This window comes from Bradyrhizobium sp. ISRA442, from assembly GCF_038085055.1.
GTDB lineage: Bacteria > Pseudomonadota > Alphaproteobacteria > Rhizobiales > Xanthobacteraceae > Bradyrhizobium.
In genome coordinates this window covers 288,020-303,257 of record NZ_JALGCN010000003.1, presented here as the reverse complement: position 1 = coordinate 303,257, position 15,238 = coordinate 288,020, and the positions used below count along the sequence as shown (strand labels likewise).

At 62.1% G+C, this 15,238-nt stretch carries 15 protein-coding genes; 11 read left to right on the top strand and 4 right to left on the bottom strand.

Annotated features, from left to right (window positions below):
• Positions 1–459: 459 nt before the first annotated feature.
• The 3 genes from MTR72_RS07720 to MTR72_RS07710 all read right to left on the bottom strand — a co-directional run bounded on the left by MTR72_RS07720 (position 460) and on the right by MTR72_RS07710 (position 3,488).
• Positions 460–675: a hypothetical protein gene (locus tag MTR72_RS07720; protein ID WP_280968243.1), complete on the bottom strand. Its 216-nt coding sequence runs from the start codon at positions 673–675 to the stop codon at positions 460–462.
• Between the two features lie 90 nt (positions 676–765).
• Complete coding sequence (gene arcA, locus MTR72_RS07715; RefSeq protein ID WP_280968242.1) at positions 766–2,028, bottom strand: arginine deiminase; 1,263 nt, start codon at positions 2,026–2,028, stop codon at positions 766–768.
• 26 nt (positions 2,029–2,054) lie between these two features.
• A complete protein-coding gene (locus tag MTR72_RS07710; protein WP_280968241.1) occupies positions 2,055–3,488 on the bottom strand; it encodes a basic amino acid/polyamine antiporter in 1,434 nt (477 codons plus the stop codon).
• Positions 3,489–3,822: 334 nt separating this feature from the next.
• Here MTR72_RS07710 and MTR72_RS07705 point away from each other — a divergent pair, with 334 nt between their 5' ends.
• A complete protein-coding gene (locus MTR72_RS07705) occupies positions 3,823–4,326 on the top strand; it encodes a DUF1269 domain-containing protein (protein ID WP_280970834.1) in 504 nt (167 codons plus the stop codon).
• Positions 4,327–4,343: 17 nt separating this feature from the next.
• Here the strand turns inward: MTR72_RS07705 and MTR72_RS07700 are convergent, their stop codons facing one another.
• Positions 4,344–5,057 (bottom strand): Bax inhibitor-1/YccA family protein, encoded by a 714-nt coding sequence (locus tag MTR72_RS07700; protein WP_280968240.1) that lies wholly within the window; start codon positions 5,055–5,057, stop codon positions 4,344–4,346.
• A gap of 373 nt (positions 5,058–5,430) precedes the next feature.
• On the opposite strand from MTR72_RS07700, the gene MTR72_RS07695 reads away from it, so the two are divergent.
• From MTR72_RS07695 to MTR72_RS07650, 10 genes are all read left to right on the top strand, one after another.
• Positions 5,431–6,870: a basic amino acid/polyamine antiporter gene (locus MTR72_RS07695; RefSeq protein WP_280968239.1), complete on the top strand. Its 1,440-nt coding sequence runs from the start codon at positions 5,431–5,433 to the stop codon at positions 6,868–6,870.
• Positions 6,871–6,894: 24 nt separating this feature from the next.
• On the top strand, positions 6,895–7,137 hold the full coding sequence (locus MTR72_RS07690; protein WP_280968238.1) for a hypothetical protein: 243 nt from the start codon (positions 6,895–6,897) through the stop codon (positions 7,135–7,137).
• Between the two features lie 43 nt (positions 7,138–7,180).
• Positions 7,181–8,305 (top strand): AI-2E family transporter, encoded by a 1,125-nt coding sequence (locus MTR72_RS07685; protein ID WP_280968237.1) that lies wholly within the window; start codon positions 7,181–7,183, stop codon positions 8,303–8,305.
• Between the two features lie 7 nt (positions 8,306–8,312).
• Positions 8,313–8,912 carry a hypothetical protein gene (locus tag MTR72_RS07680; RefSeq protein ID WP_280970833.1) on the top strand — a complete coding sequence of 200 codons (600 nt, stop codon included), beginning with the start codon at positions 8,313–8,315 and terminating at the stop codon, positions 8,910–8,912.
• Complete coding sequence (locus MTR72_RS07675; RefSeq protein ID WP_280968236.1) at positions 8,913–9,398, top strand: DUF992 domain-containing protein; 486 nt, start codon at positions 8,913–8,915, stop codon at positions 9,396–9,398.
• Positions 9,399–9,532: 134 nt separating this feature from the next.
• Positions 9,533–10,090 (top strand): HdeD family acid-resistance protein, encoded by a 558-nt coding sequence (locus MTR72_RS07670; protein ID WP_280968235.1) that lies wholly within the window; start codon positions 9,533–9,535, stop codon positions 10,088–10,090.
• Positions 10,091–10,108: 18 nt separating this feature from the next.
• Positions 10,109–10,540 (top strand): twin-arginine translocation signal domain-containing protein, encoded by a 432-nt coding sequence (locus tag MTR72_RS07665; protein ID WP_280968234.1) that lies wholly within the window; start codon positions 10,109–10,111, stop codon positions 10,538–10,540.
• Between the two features lie 42 nt (positions 10,541–10,582).
• On the top strand, positions 10,583–10,822 hold the full coding sequence (locus MTR72_RS07660) for a hypothetical protein (protein WP_280968233.1): 240 nt from the start codon (positions 10,583–10,585) through the stop codon (positions 10,820–10,822).
• Positions 10,823–10,868: 46 nt separating this feature from the next.
• Positions 10,869–12,089, top strand: coding sequence for an efflux RND transporter periplasmic adaptor subunit (locus tag MTR72_RS07655; RefSeq protein WP_341510272.1), 1,221 nt, complete (start codon positions 10,869–10,871; stop codon positions 12,087–12,089).
• A complete protein-coding gene (locus MTR72_RS07650) occupies positions 12,086–15,238 on the top strand; it encodes an efflux RND transporter permease subunit (protein WP_341510271.1) in 3,153 nt (1,050 codons plus the stop codon). The genes MTR72_RS07655 and MTR72_RS07650 overlap by 4 nt, the downstream gene beginning before the upstream one ends.

Here is a 15,238-nt window from a genome sequence, read left to right as displayed (position 1 = left end):
CGCTTGGCTCTGCACACCATAGGTAGTATTCTCCTAGGATGGAAATCCCGCGTTGGTGAAATAGATCCTGGCATACGACACTATGCAATTTGTGCCGCCATTCGCCGCGAGTTCCCTCGCAGCGACGCGCCAAGTAGTCATAGGAGTCGTCGACGCCGGTCGTCACCGCGTCTGCAAAATGGAACTACCCGACCGTCCGCTAGCGATTGCTGCCGCTGCGCGCGCTGGACTTCTTCTTTCCCTTCTTGGTCGGCGCAGCCTGCGGGGTGGGAGCAATCGCGAGGGGATGGAAGATATCTCAAGGCGGTTCGTGCGGACATCGTCCCTCAGGGCATCGGTGTCCAAACGCCGACCCCGGTCAACGGAACCACGAGGGTCCGCAGGGACGGGCGAAGCTGCCGGTACGGCAATGACAGCCCCATCAGCACGAATACGCGTCCCATCATCTTTGCAGATCTTTCAGAAGGCAAAATCAAGTCTCGGGCCGATCCGAAGGTCCCTGTAATTTCGTACCAGAACGTTCGATGTTCGCACCACGTACAGCACTGTGGTCCCAAGCGACAGATTGCCGGCGAAATTGTACTTCAGACCGATATCGGCCGAATAGAGCTGGTCGTGCCGGCCGGAATTCAGGCCATCGGTGAACCAATAAGCTTCGAACAGCGGCGCGCTCACGATCGACCATTTGGGGGTCGAGCTGAACCTCGATCCCGAGAACGGCGTCGAAGCGCCAGGGCGGCTGCTCCATTGCCGCACCGGTCCGCCCTAGTAATCCACCGCATCCCGGATGATCGGGCACGTCATGCAATGACCGCCGCCCCGCCCACGCCCTAGCTCAGCACCGACGATTGTGATCACCTCGATGCCTTCCTTACGCAGCAGGGTGTTCGTGTAGGTGTTGCGGTCGTAGGCGAAGACGACGCCTGGCGATGCGCAGACAAGATTGGCCCCGCTGTCCCACTGCGTTCGCTCCCGCATATAGGCGTTGCCGCCGGTCTCGACGACACGCAGCTTCTTCAGGCCAAGGGCTTCAGCCACAACATCGACGAACGGCTTTTCATCCTTGCGCAGTTCGAGACCAGCGGAATTGTTCGCCGGCCGGTAGGAAAATGCCGTGATGTTGTAGACGATGTCGGGATAGAGCAGCACGCAGTCTCGGTCGGCGAAGGTGAAGACGGTATCGAGATGCATTGCCGCACGCAACTTCGGCATCGCGGCCACGATCACGCGCTCGGCTGCGTTTTTCTTGAACAGAGCCGCGGCGACCTGGCTGATGGCCTGCCGTGAGGTTCGTTCGCTCAGGCCGATCAGGACATTGCCCTTGCCGATCGGCATCACGTCGCCGCCCTCGAACGTGGCAAGCCCGTGGTCCTGGGTCGGGTCGCCCCACCACACGTTGACCTTGCCGGCGAAATCCGGATGGAACTTGTAAATGGCAGTCGCGAGGATCGGCTCTTCGTGCCGCGCCGGCCAATAGAGCGAGTTCAGCGTGACGCCGCCATAGATCCAGCATGTCGTATCCCGCGTGTACAGCGTATTCGGGAGCGGCGGCAGCAGATATTCGGTCATCCCTGCGGCCTCACGGACCAGCTTGAGCATCTCGCCGCCATGGGCATCCGGAAAGTCATGAGTCGACACGCCGCCGATCAGGGTTTCCGCAAGATCGCGCGGCTTGAGGCTTTCCAGATATGAGCGAAGCTCGTCGACGAGACCAAGCCCGACCTGGTTGGGCACGACCTGGTTGTCGAGGATCCACTTCCTGGCCTCGGGGATTGCGACGGTCTCGGTGAGCATATTATGCATTTCGATGACGTCGATGCCGCGGTCGCGCATCTTCTGCACGAAGTCAAAATGATCGCGCTTGGCGTTGTCGACCCACAACACGTCGTCAAACAGCAAAGTATCGCAATTGGAGGGCGTGAGGCGCTGATGAGCACGGCCCGGAGAGCAGACCATGACCTTGCGCAACTGGCCGACCTCCGAATGAACGCCGAAGGGACTCGCGGGTTCCGAAGCGTGCTTTGCCATGGGAGGTACCTCGGGAAATGCCTTGCCTAGATGGTGATGTAGCCGGTAGCTAATCCGTGAATCCCGACGACCGCGCCGATCGCAGCCGCGATGAAGATGACCCACTCGACCGGCGTGAAGACCTTTGCTTTCTGTTCGAAGCGCGCCCAGAAATACAGCACCGTGCCGGGTGCGTAGAGGATGGCGGACAGCAGCAGGAATTTCATTCCGGCGGCGTAGATCAGGAACAGCGTGTAGATGACCGCGATACCGGCGAAGATCAGGTCACGTCTGCGCTCGGTGAGGCTCTTCTCGTACGTGTCACCGCGCCTGACGAGCAGCAGCCCGTAGGCCGCGACCAGGAAAAACGGGATGAGCGACATGACGCTCGTCAGATTGAGCATCAGCGAGAAGGCATCTTGCGACCAGTAGGTGCTGATGACGAAGAGCTGGACGACGGCATTGGTCAGCCAGAGCGCGGCCGCCGGCACCTTGTTCGCGTTCTCGGTGCCGAACAGCGTCGGCATGTCGTTGGTCCGACCGGCGGCCGAAAGCACCTCGGCGCAGATCAAGGACCAGGCGAGATATGCCCCGAGGACCGAGATCAGCAGTCCGACGCTGACGAAGACAGCGCCCCAATGTCCGACCACGGCCTCCAGGACCGTCGCCATCGACGGCTGCCGCATGCCCGCAATCTCTGCGCGCGCAAGCACGGCATAGGGCAGCATGGTCACGAGCACCATCAGGCTCGTGACGATCACGAACCCCAGAACGGTCGCGGCGCCAACATGGGAGCGTTCCTTGGCGTAGCGCGAATAAACACTTGCGCCTTCGATTCCGAGAAAAACAAACACCGTGACCAACATGGTCGCTCGGATCTGCTGGAACAGGCTCGCGTCTGGCATGCCCTCGCCGCCCCAGAAATTGGTCCGGAATAAGTTGGCCTTGAATGCGAAGATCAGGATGACGATGAAGACTAGGATCGGCACGATCTTAGCGATCGTGACGATGGTGTTGATCGCGGCCGCCTGCTGCACCCCGCGCAGGATCATGAAGTGAAACAGCCAGATCCCGATCGAAGCGACGATGATCGCCGTGACGGTATTGCCGTCACCAAACACGGGAAAGAACGCGCCCAACGTCGACTTGATCAGGACCCAATAGGACACGTTGCCGATACAACTCCCGATCCAGTAGCCGAATGCCGACAGGAAACCGGGATAGTCGCCAAATCCTTCCTTCGCATAAGCATAGACACCGGCGTCGAGATCAGGCTTCCGTTCGGCCAGCGACTGGAACACGCGAGCCAATGTGTACATGCCGCCTCCGGCGATGCACCAGGCGAAGATGGCGCCGAACGGGCCCGTTGCGATGCCGAAGGTCCGCGGCAACGAGAAGATTCCCGAGCCAACCATCGATCCGACCACCATCGCGGTCAGCGCAAACAGTGAAAGTTTTTGAGTTGATGGCGTCGCAGTCATCTGGAGGCCTCGAACCGGAGCGGCAAGCAACGTCGCGGCCACTCTGCTCTTTCACGGCCGAAACCATGCGCCCAGGGAGGAGCGCGGCATATCGGGTGATTACCTAGTCCAGGGTCGGGATTCTCCTCGCCGGCGGTTGCGATCGCGGTCTCTTTGCCCGGCGATGATGCAGGCGAACCCACCCTTTATGGTCCGCGAACCATCCGAACATTCATCCCTCGGGCCCAGGGTTTTCTCTGATGTCGGGTGCACCGGCGACCCGCTAGCGTCGACGCAAGCGTCCCATAAACGGCCCCTCCATCGAGCCGAACGGGACTCCTATCAGGAGGTTGCAATGTCCGATTTAGTGGCGATCGTGTATCCGTCCGAGGCGAAAGCCGAAGAGGTGCGTCAGCGGTTGCTCAAACTTCAAAAAGAATACCTCATCACGATCAGCGACGCAGTGATCGCCGTGAAATCGGATTCCGGCGACATCAAGCTCAATCAACTCGTCAATACCACCGCCATGGGCGCGATGACAGGAAGTTTCTGGGGACTTCTGATCGGCGTGCTCTTCCTGAATCCGATCCTCGGTGTCGCGGTGGGCGCCGCATCCGGCGCGCTCGGTGGCGCGCTCTCCGATTTCGGCATCAACGATTCCTTTATGAAGGAGCTATCCGCGAGCCTCCAGACCGGCAACGCGGCCTTGTTCGTCCTGATCAAGCACATGACCGCGGACAAGGTGCTCAAGGAAATCAAGGATGCCGGAGGGGTCGTTCTGAAAACATCCCTGGACGAAACCAAGGAAAAGGCCCTGCGCGACGCGCTCGCGAGTGCCGCGGAGCGGCCGGCGGCCTGAAGGGCCGCCGTCGCCTCTTAGCGTCGACTGCCGGCAAGGCGCAGCATCATCATGAACAGGTTGATGAAATTGAGATAAAGCGACAGCGCGGCGATCACCGACTTGCGACCTGCCGCGGTTTCATCGTCCCTGCCGTCGTACATCGCCCTGATCCGCTGCGTATCGTAGGCCGTGAGGCCTGCGAAGACGCCGACGCCCACGATCGAGATCAGCCAATCCAGCGCGGTCGACCGCAGGAACAGGTTGACCAGGCCTGCGATGATAATTCCGATGAGGCCCATGAACAGGAACGTACCGAGCCCGGAGAGATTGCGCCTGGTCGTGTATCCGAAGATGCTGAGCGCCCCGAAAGTCGCGGCCGTAATGAAGAATACTCGGGTGATCGAGGAACTGGTGTAGATGTGGAGCAAGATCGAGAGCGATATGCCGACGAGCGCGGCATAGACGAAGAACAGAAGCCGCGCCGTTGGCGCCGACAGCGTGTCGATGCGCGAGCCGATGAAGAACACCAGCGCGAGCGGCGCCAGGATGAAGATCCACATCAGCGGGCTTTGCAGCAATTCAGGACCGACAAACTGATAGGTCATCCACGCGACAACGGCGGTCACAGCGACGCCCGTAGCCATATAATTGTAAATGCGCAGCATGTAGTCGCGTAATCCGACGTCCACCGCGATCGTGCCACCACCGGCCGCGCCAGAGGTCGTCAGGTTCTGATCATAGTTCGACATCGCTTGCCTCCTCTTGACCCCGCGGAATAGACGATCCTATCCCCCGGGCTCAGGACGCGGCATCAGACAATCACCTGAGTGCCGGCGGTGAAGCACCCTACTCCGCCGCAGTTTCCGGAGCGCGTACCCGGCCATTCGCGGCGGCCACCAGCACTTTGCAAGATGGCGAGCATCCGGTCGCGACCAAAGCACGACCGCCCCGTTGGAAGGACCTGACGGCGGCCCCTAAAGCCGCGGCCCTCCCGATTTCCTGCCCGTGCCTCCTACAGAGAATCCCTGATGTGCGAGCGAGAACGGTGCCTCTAAGGTCTTTGTTTGGAGTTGGCCGGCAGCCGTGCCCGCCTCATCTCGGATTGGAAGGCCATCTTCTGTCATGGCTCCTTCGTCGAACGAGGCCGATCAAAAGCTCTCTCGCAATGCGCTCATCGCGCTTGTGATCGGCTCGATGGTCGGTTCCGGCATTTTCGCATTGCCTGCATCTTTCGGACGCGCAACTGGGGCGCTCGGAGCGATGATCGCCTGGGTTATCGCAGGCACCGGCATGCTCATGCTGGCGTTCGTGTTCCAGTCGCTGTCACGCCGCAAGCCTGACCTCGATGCCGGCATTTACGCCTACGCCAGGGCCGGATTCGGAGACTATATCGGCTTCGCTTCAGCCGTGGGCTATTGGATCGGCTGTTGCCTCGCCGACGTCGCCTGTCTCATTCTGATCAAGGCCACGCTCGGGCAGTTCTTCCCGGTCTTCGGTGATGGCACGACACCGACCGCCATCGCTTCGGCATCCCTGCTTCTGTGGGGTGTTCACTTTCTGGTGCTGCGCGGCATCAAGGGAGCAGCCGCTCTCAACTCGGTCGCGACCTACGCGAAGATCGTCCCGATATTGCTATTCATCGTCGTGGCTGCGATTGCCTTGAACGGCGAGCTGTTCTCGCGGAATTTCTGGGGTACGGAGCAGCCGAACCTTGCGGATGTGTTCACCCAGGTCCGCGGCACCATGCTGCTTACCGTATTCGTCTTCGTCGGCATCGAGGGCGCAAGCGTCTACTCCCGCTATGCCAGTGATCGCGCCGACATCGGCATCGCAACCGTCGGGGGCTTTCTGGCCGTTCTCTGCCTTCTCGTCCTTGTGACGCTTCTGTCCTACGGCGTCCTGCCACGACAGGAGCTCGCGGGTCTCCCGACACCGTCGATGGCGGGCGTGATGGAATCGATGGTCGGCGGCTGGGGCGGCGTGTTCGTCAGCGTCGCACTCTTGATCTCGATCCTGGGCAACTACCTGTCCTGGTCGCTGCTGGCGGCCGAAGTCCTGCATTCTGCGGCGGTCCACCGCACCATGCCCTCCTTTCTCGCCAGCGCGAACGCGCACGCGGTCCCCGCAGGCGCGCTCTGGCTGACCAACTGCGTCATCCAGATATTCCTGCTCGTCACCTGGTTCGCCGAATATGCCTTCACGCTCGCCTTGAAGATGACGAGCGCGATGACGCTGATTCCCTATTTCTTTGTCGCGGCGTACGCCTTGAAGCTCGCGTGGGCCGGCGAGACCTACGCGGCTGGTGAGCGCGCCCGCATCGTCGACGGAATCCGCTCTTGCGTCGCGACGCTTTATGCGGCCGGCATGATCTATGCTGGCGGACCAAAATTTCTTCTGCTGTCGTCAATCCTCTATGCGCCCGGAACGCTGCTGTTCCTTCTCGCAAAACGCGAACGCAAGGAGGTCACCTTCAGACCGTTCGAAGCCGTCATGTTTGCAGCGATAACGATCGCCGCGTGCGCCGGCGTCTACGCGCTGGCTGTTGGAGCCATCTCGATTTGAGTCCCTGTCCATCTGGAGGCGAATATGAACATCCAGGCTGTGTGTAGCGCCTTGATCCTGGGCGGAGTGGTGGTGGCGGCCACCGCACCGTCAACCCTGGCCCTGGCGCAGTCGAAGGACAGCAGCATGGCCACGCCAAGGGAAGCCGGCACGCCCGCATCAAAGAGCGCAACGCCAAATACCAATACAAATCCGACGAAGCACCGCTACTGGCGTCATCGCGGCGGCAAGCATCCGCACTATGGCAGTCGGCGCGTTCGCACCTAGCACGCCGCAGAGGATGATCTCATTCCTGCAATTGGAGCGATTGATGAGCGATCCCAGGATAGGATCGGAGAGACTCCGCGAGGTCGTTCTCAGCGATGATCCTGCCGATCAAACCAAGGATACAGGACAGCGCAGCATTCTGGCGACCGGCGTCACTTTGCTCGCCACGTGCGTTGCCCTATTCCTGGTTTGGCAGACGGTTTCGAGCCTCCTCATTGTGTTCGCAGGTGTGTTGTTCGCGGCATTTCTGGACGCTTCTGCGAGGGCGCTAGCTCCCGTTCTTCCTCTGAATCGTGCCTATCGGCTGACGCTCGTTCTTCTACTCTTTTCCGCTCTGTCGGGATTTGGACTCGACTGGGGCGCAGGCAAGCTGCCGGAGCAGACGCGCCTGCTGCTGAAGGTCATGGACACCCAGCTCGACATCTTGCAGGAGCACCTCCTGTCATACGGTGTCGACCTGCTCGGTCCGGAGTGGGGCCGAGACTTCGCGCAGTGGCTGTTTTCCGATCAGGGTCGGTTTCTCAGCCATGCCCAATTCCTGCTTGGCGGAGCCTCCAGTCTTCTGACGGGCGCACTCGTGATCCTGTTCCTCGGGATCCTCTTTGCCTTCGATCCGACCAGCCACCGCGAGAGCCTGGTCATGCTGGTGAAACAGTCCTACCGCAAGCGGACGAGAGCCGTCATGGACGAGATGGGCAGCGTCTTGCGGCTGTGGTTGGTCGGACAGCTCATCCGCATCATACTCATGACGCTGTGCGTGTGGGTCGCACTCTATCTCATTGGCCTCCCTGGTCCTTTCGTGCTTGGACTACAGGCGGGTCTATCGAATTTCATTCCCTATCTCGGGCCGATCGTTGCGGCGCTTCCAATCGCGCTCGTGGCGATGCCGCTCGGCGCCTCTCTGCTCATCTGGGCCGTCGTCATCTACACCATCATCCAATCGATCGAAGGATATGTGATCGGCCCGCTGATCCAACGCCAGGCGGTCGAAATCCCTCCGGCCTGGACATTGGTCGCGATCGTCCTCCTGGGTGCGCTATTCGGCGTCATGGGGATCGCGCTCGCCATGCCACTGGTCGCCATCGGTCGGGTCGCGATCATCAGGTTCTATGTCGAGGACTACCTTGGCGACGATCCCAAGCGAACAGCAGCGGACAAGCGTGAGTAGATCGGCCATGAGCGAAATTCATCCGCAGCGAAGCGACGACCCTGAGCCTCCATCGAGGCAATCGGGGATGCCCCACTTCCTCTTGCAGCAGCTTCCCTATGTGGTGGCGCTCGTGCTCGCCATCGCAGGCGTCGCCTATGCCAACGTCTCGCACCAGCCTCTCGTCGGCTACTGGGAATTCTTGGCACTTGCCATCGGCGTGGTATGCGTCGTCACGAAATGGCCAGAGACCGAAGGCAAGGAGGCGCAGCTTCGATTGATCTGGACACAGACGCTGCACTGGATTGCCGTCCTCGTCACGATGAACATCATGCTGGTCTCCGGCGTCCAGCAGTTGCTTCCAACACCGGCAACCGGCCTGGTCCTCCTGACATTGCTCGCGCTCGGCACGTTCCTCGCGGGTGTCAGCCTTCTTTCGCTGCAAATCTCCTTCCTCGGCCTTGCGATGGGCGTTGCAGTCCCGGCGATATCCTGGCTGAAGCAGTCCTTCTTCTTCTTCCTGCTGGGCGCTGTCTTGCTCATTGGCCTCGGCATCACGTTTTGGCTTCGGCAGGACCGACGGCCCGCAGCAACCTCTGCGGACACGAAAAACCAAGTGGAGGCTTGAATGCGAATTGTGCGGCTCCTTGGGTCCATCGGCACATTTATCTTGCTTTGCACGGCCGCCTCGCCGGCCCGCGCGGAGACGTTCAGAGTCGGCAGACTATTGTGTTTCAGCACGCCGCGCGTCGGACTGGTGCTTGGATCCGCGCAGTCGCTGCGCTGCGTATTCTATGCACAACGGCCGCAGCGACAATACATCTATGAGGGACGCATCAGACGCGTCGGTCTTGACCTTGGCGTAACCTCGGCCGGTACCTTGTCGTGGGCTGTGTTCGCCAAGAACTCGCGTGTCGGTCCGGGCACGTTGCGGGGCAGCTATGTGGGAGCGAGCGGCAATGTCGCCCTGGGCCCCGGCCTCGGAGCCAACGTCCTGATCGGCGGCTCGCGCCGAAGTGTCATGTTGCAGCCGGTATCGGTCGAGCGCTCAATCGGGCTCAACCTCGCCGCCGGCGTGACCAACCTGACGCTGGGACCAAGAGGACGGCGATAGGCGCGGGGGCGCCGCGACATCGACAGGGAATATTTCCGCCCCGTTGCTCAGGGTTTCGTCGGATGTCGGCGTTGCCGGTTCGAAGCTAGCATCCCACGCGTGTCAACCAAACCATCGCCGATCAGGAGGATCGCATGACGGTCTTTGACAGCAGAACCGGCGTTGAAACCCTGGTTGCCCCGCCGCTGTGGGTCTGCGCTCTTCTCGGTATCGTACTGATTGCCGCCGGCATGCTCGCGCTAAGCGACGTCGTGTTCGCGACCATCATCAGCGTCAAGCTGATTGGGCTGACCGCCATCGCAGCCGGCGGATTTGAGATCATCCACTCCTTTTGGACCAGGGGATGGGGCGGTTTCCTGTGGCAGATCCTTCTCGGCGCGCTCTATCTCGCCTTCGGAATCGTGCTGCTCACCCAGCCGGAATCCGGCGCGCTGATCTTGACCTATTTCCTGGGCGCCGTGCTGTTTGCATCGGGCATCATTCGATGCGTGCTGAGTTTCGCCCATTGGCGACAGAACGGCTGGATGATGCTGATCTCCGGCATCGTCGGACTGCTCGCCGGTGTGCTGATCCTGTTCAGTTTCCCCACTATCAGTGTCTGGGCCCTTGGATTCCTGCTCGGCGTCGACCTGATTTCGCACGGCCTGGCGTGGCTGCTCTACGCACTTCAGTCCGTACGGAGAACTGCGTAACAAAAAGAGGAGAAGACAATGAGCGCTCCCACCCGCCGCGCGTTCCTAGGCTTTGCCCAGAATGCCGTTGCCGCAGCAGCGATCGGCGCCATCGGCGTACGCTTGATCGAAGCCGCGGAAGCAATGCCGATCGCTCCCGATCTCGGCCTGGCCGGCAAGCCGGAAGACCTCGTCACGGCTCAATGGTGGGGGCCACCGCCTGCCCCCGGTTGGGGGCCCGCTCCGGGCTGGGGCCGGCCGCGACCGCCCTGGTGGGCGCCGCCGCCCGCTCCCGTTTGGGGACCAACGCCCGGCTGGGGCCGCCCCCCACTCACCTGGCGCGCACAATGGTGGGGATCGCCACCGCCGCCACGCCCGGGCTGGGGCCGTCCGCCGCCGCCGCGGCGCAGGCGGCGCTGGGTCTGCTGGTGGCATCGCGGCCGACGCCATTGCGGGTGGCGGTGGACTTAGCACCGCCTCTCGCAGGCCCGTAACCCAGCGATGGAGGAGACAGTGCGTACCAAGAACCAATGGCTCCTTGCGGCGGTGCTGGCCGTCCTTCTCGTTGTGGCCACCTGGTATTGCGTAGCGGTATGGCAGGCGACACCCATGCCGCTCTACGGCAACATCATCCTGGGAGCCGCCGCCATCCTCGTGCTGGTGTCGGGCTGCGGCCTGATCGCGCTGATGTTCTACAGCCATCGCAAAGGTTACGACGAGCCTGCACGCAGCAACCGGACAACACAGGAGTGAGCGAGGCCTGAGCCACTCATCCCAGGCCTGGGGCAAGGAGCGGACGATGGACCTTGCTGAAGTCTCGGCCAGACTGCTCGTGGCAAGCCTCATGACGATCATCATCCGTGGGACAGCCTGGACACAGCCTGCTCCCGCCGGTCCTCCTGCGGTCGGCATCGTGGAAGCGACCCGGCGGCCGATCACCGAAACCAGCGAGTTCATCGGACGGATCGAGGCGATCAATCGCGTCAACGTCGTCGCGCGTGTCACTGCCTTTCTGGAAAAGCGACTGTTCGTCGAAGGCGCCGAAATCAAGACCGGAGATCAACTCTATCATCTCGAACGCGGTCCCTTCGAAGCTGACCTCGAGTCGAAGCAAGCACAGGTGGCGCAGCTCCAAGCGACGCTCGAGAACGCCAAATTGACGACCGAGCGCGCGCGGACGCTGCTCGGCGGACCGGCCGGGCAACAATCGACCTATGATGCAGCAATCGCGAACCAGCGCAGCCTCGAAGCCCAGGTGCAAGCCGCGCAGGCGCAGGTCGAGGCGTCCCGGATCAACCTCGACTACACCGTGATCAGCGCGCCGATCAACGGCAAGATCGGGCGAACGGCGGTCACTGAAGGCAATGTGGTCAGTCCGAGTTCAGGCGTGCTGACCACCATCGTCAGCCAAGACCCGATGTATGTCACCTTCCCGGTGCCGCTGCGCCAAGGGCTGGAATTGCGCGAACGTTACGGCCCGAAAGGCGGCCTGGAAGCCGTGGTGATCAGGTTGCGGCTCCCCGACGGCCGCATGTTTGGCCAAGCCGGCAAGCTGAACTTCGTCGACAACACCATCGCGCAGAACACCGACACGGTCACCGTGCGCGGCGAGATCGCCAATCCGATCCTGCGCGCGCCTTCGGCCGCAGGCGTGACCGTACACGAACTGACCGACGGCGAATTCGTCACTGTCGTGCTCGAGGGCGTCGAGCCGATCGAGGTGCTGGCGATTCCCCGCTCTGCGGTGCTGTCGGACCAGCAGGGTGACTATGTCCTTACTGTCGGTTCCGGCAACAAGGCTGAGCAGCACCGCATCAAGCTCGGACAATCCACGCCCACCATCGCCGCCGTGATCAGCGGCCTGTCTGCCGGCGACAAGGTCATCGTCGAGGGCCTCCAGCGGGCGCGTCCCGGCCAGATCGTCGCGCCGGGGCCGGCAAGCCCGCTGATCCTGTCGGACATGAAGGCCGCCACGGGCGACGCCGGCCCTTCCGGCAAAGCCACGGACACCAAGCCATGATGTCCGCGGTCTTCATCGATCGTCCGCGATTGGCGATGGTGATCGCATTCATCATCACCATCGCCGGTGCCCTGGCGCTGGTGCAGATCCCGGTGGCGCAGTTTCCGGACATCGTGCCGCCGCAGGTCACGGTCTCCGCCACCTTCCCCGGTGCGTCCGCGGAGGTGGTCGAAAGCAGTGTCGCCCAGCCACTGGAGGCGCAAGTCATCGGCGTGGACCGCGCCCTCTACATGAAATCGACCAGCGCCAATGACGGCACCTATACGCTCACCGTTTCCTTCGCGCTCGGCACCAATCCCGACATCAACACCGTCAACGTCAACAACCGCGTACAGAGCACCCTGTCGCAGTTGCCGACGGAAGTCCAGCAGCAGGGCGTGACGGTGCGCAAGCGGTCCTCGGCGATCCTGCAATTCCTGGTGCTCTACAGCGCCGACGGACAGCAGGATCCGCTCTTCATCACCAATTACGCGATCATCAACATACTTGATGCCCTCGCCAGCACACCGGGGGTGGGCCAGACCAATCTGTTCGCCAAGATGAATTACTCGATGCGGATCTGGTTCGATACGCAGCGGCTGACCAGCCTCAACCTGACCCCGTCGGACGTCATCGCTGCGATCCGCACCCAGAGCGTTCAGGCGCCGGTCGGCCGCATCGGCGCGCGGCCGATCAGCGACGACCAGCAGTTCCAGTTCAATGTGCAGACTCTCGGCAGGCTCGCCACTACCGATCAATTCGCCAACATCGTGCTGCGCGCCAATCCGGATGGCTCCTCGCTTCTAGTGAAGGACGTCGCACGAGTCGAAATGGGCGCGCAAAATCTCGACAGCGAGGCGCGGATCGATGGACGCGCTGCCGTGCCGATCGCGATCTATCTCGCGCCGGGTGCTAATGCCGTGACGACCGCGAAGGCGGTCGCGGCCACGATGCAACGTCTCTCCAAACGTTTCCCAACCGGGCTCAGCTACCTCGTGCAATACGATTCCACGAGCTTTGTGTGGGATACGATCACCGAGGTCTTGCGGACGCTTGCCGAGGCCTTCGTTCTGGTCGTGATCGTGGTGTACATTTTCCTCGGCAATCTCCGCGCCACCGTGATCCCGGCGGTGGCGGTTCCGGTAAGCCTGGTCGGCACTTTCGCCGTGCTGTTCATGCTCGGCTATTCGGCCAACACAGTGTCGCTGCTCGCGATGGTGCTCGCCATCGGCATCGTGGTGGACGACGCCATCGTGGTGGTTGAGAACGTGGAACGTGTGATGGAGGAAGAGCCGGCGCTGTCCCCGATCGAAGCTAGCAAGAAGGCCATGACGCAGATCACGGCGCCAATCTTTGCCATCACGCTGGTGCTGCTCTCCGTATTCGTGCCGATCGCGTTCATTCCAGGCATTTCGGGCACGCTGTTTCGCCAGTTCGCGGTCACGATCAGCGCGGCGATGATGATTTCGGCCCTGAATGCGCTGACGCTGTCGCCTGCGCTCTGCGCCTTGTTCCTGCGTCACACCGGGCCGCGGCGCGGCATCATCGGCCGCGTGCTTGGCGGCATCGACTGGTTGCGCGACCGCTATAGCGGCGGCGTCCGCCGGCTAGTGCGCGTGGCCGGACTCTCCCTCCTGCTCGTTGCCGTATTCGCCGGCGGAATCTTCGGCATGTCGCGGATCACGCCGACGGGATTCCTGCCCGAAGAAGACCAGGGCGCCTTCTTCACCTCGGTGCAACTGCCCGACGGCGCCTCGGTGGCGCGCACCAGCGACGTCGCCCAACAGATCGAGGACATTCTGAAGCAGATGCCGGCCGTCGATCACGTCCTCTCCGTGATCGGCTTCTCCCTGCTGGACGGCGCGTCCGAGCCAAACAGTGCGCTGGTGGTCACCCGGCTGAAGCCCTTTGCCGATCGCAAGGCGGCCGCAGATTCGGCGCAGGCAATGATCGCGAAAACCTTCGAAGCCGGCGCGCAGATCCCGCAGGCGAACGTGCTGCCCTTCAACATGCCGCCGATCATCGGCCTCTCCACCTCCGGTGGGTTCGAATACCAGCTCGAGGCGCTGGAGGGACAGAGCCCCGCCGCGATCTCCAGTGTCACGAACTCGCTGATCGGCGCAGCCAATGCCGACGCGCGGCTCGCCCGCGTGTTTTCGACCTTCACGGCCACCAACCCTTCGATCTTCCTCGACATCGATCGCCGCAAGGCGCAGGCGCTCGGCGTCCCCGTGAGCGACATCTTCACCGCCTTGCAGGCGACGCTCGGCGGCATCTACGTCAACAATTTCAACCTGTACGGCCGCACCTGGCAGGTCAACGTCCAGGGCGAGGCGTTCGATCGCGCCGACATCTCCGACATCTGGCGGATCTACTTGCGCAACGACACCGGCCAAATGGTGCCGATACGCTCGCTGGCCGGCATCAAGATCGTGACCGGACCGCAGGTCGTTACCCGCTACAACAATTATCGCTCGGTAACGGTGAACGGCAGCCCGGCGCCCGGCATCTCATCCGGCACCGCAATTGCGGCAATGGCGGACATCTCCAACGCCGTGCTGCCCGCGGGCTACAGTTTCGAATGGACCGGCACGGCCTATCAGGAGCAGCAGGCTGCCGGCCAGACCGGCATCGTGCTGATGCTTGCCGTGTTGTTCGCCTATCTGTTTCTGGTCGCGCTCTACGAGAGCACGGTGATCCCGATCCCGGTGCTGCTCTCGGTCGTTGTCGGTGTCCTCGGCTCCTATGTCGGCCTCAAGATCGCCGGCCTCAGTCTCGATCTCTATGGTCAGATTGGCCTCGTGGTCCTGATCGCGCTCGCCGCCAAGAACGGCATCCTGATCGTCGAATTCGCAAAGGAGCAGCGTGAGGCGGGCGTGGCACTCGCCGATGCCGCGATCCAAGGGGCTCATATGCGCTTCCGCGCCGTCATGATGACGTCAGTTGCGTTCATCCTCGGCCTCCTGCCGCTCGTCATCGCAACCGGCGCCGCTGAACTCAGCCGCCGTGCCGTCGGCACAGCCGTATTCGCTGGCATGCTCGCTGCAAGCTCGATCGGGATCTTCATGGTGCCGATGCTCTACGTGACGTTCCAGCGCCTGCGCGAGCGGGTGAAGACGAAATCCCAATCAACCTCCCGGCTGACGCCGCCTATCGATGAAACGGCCTAG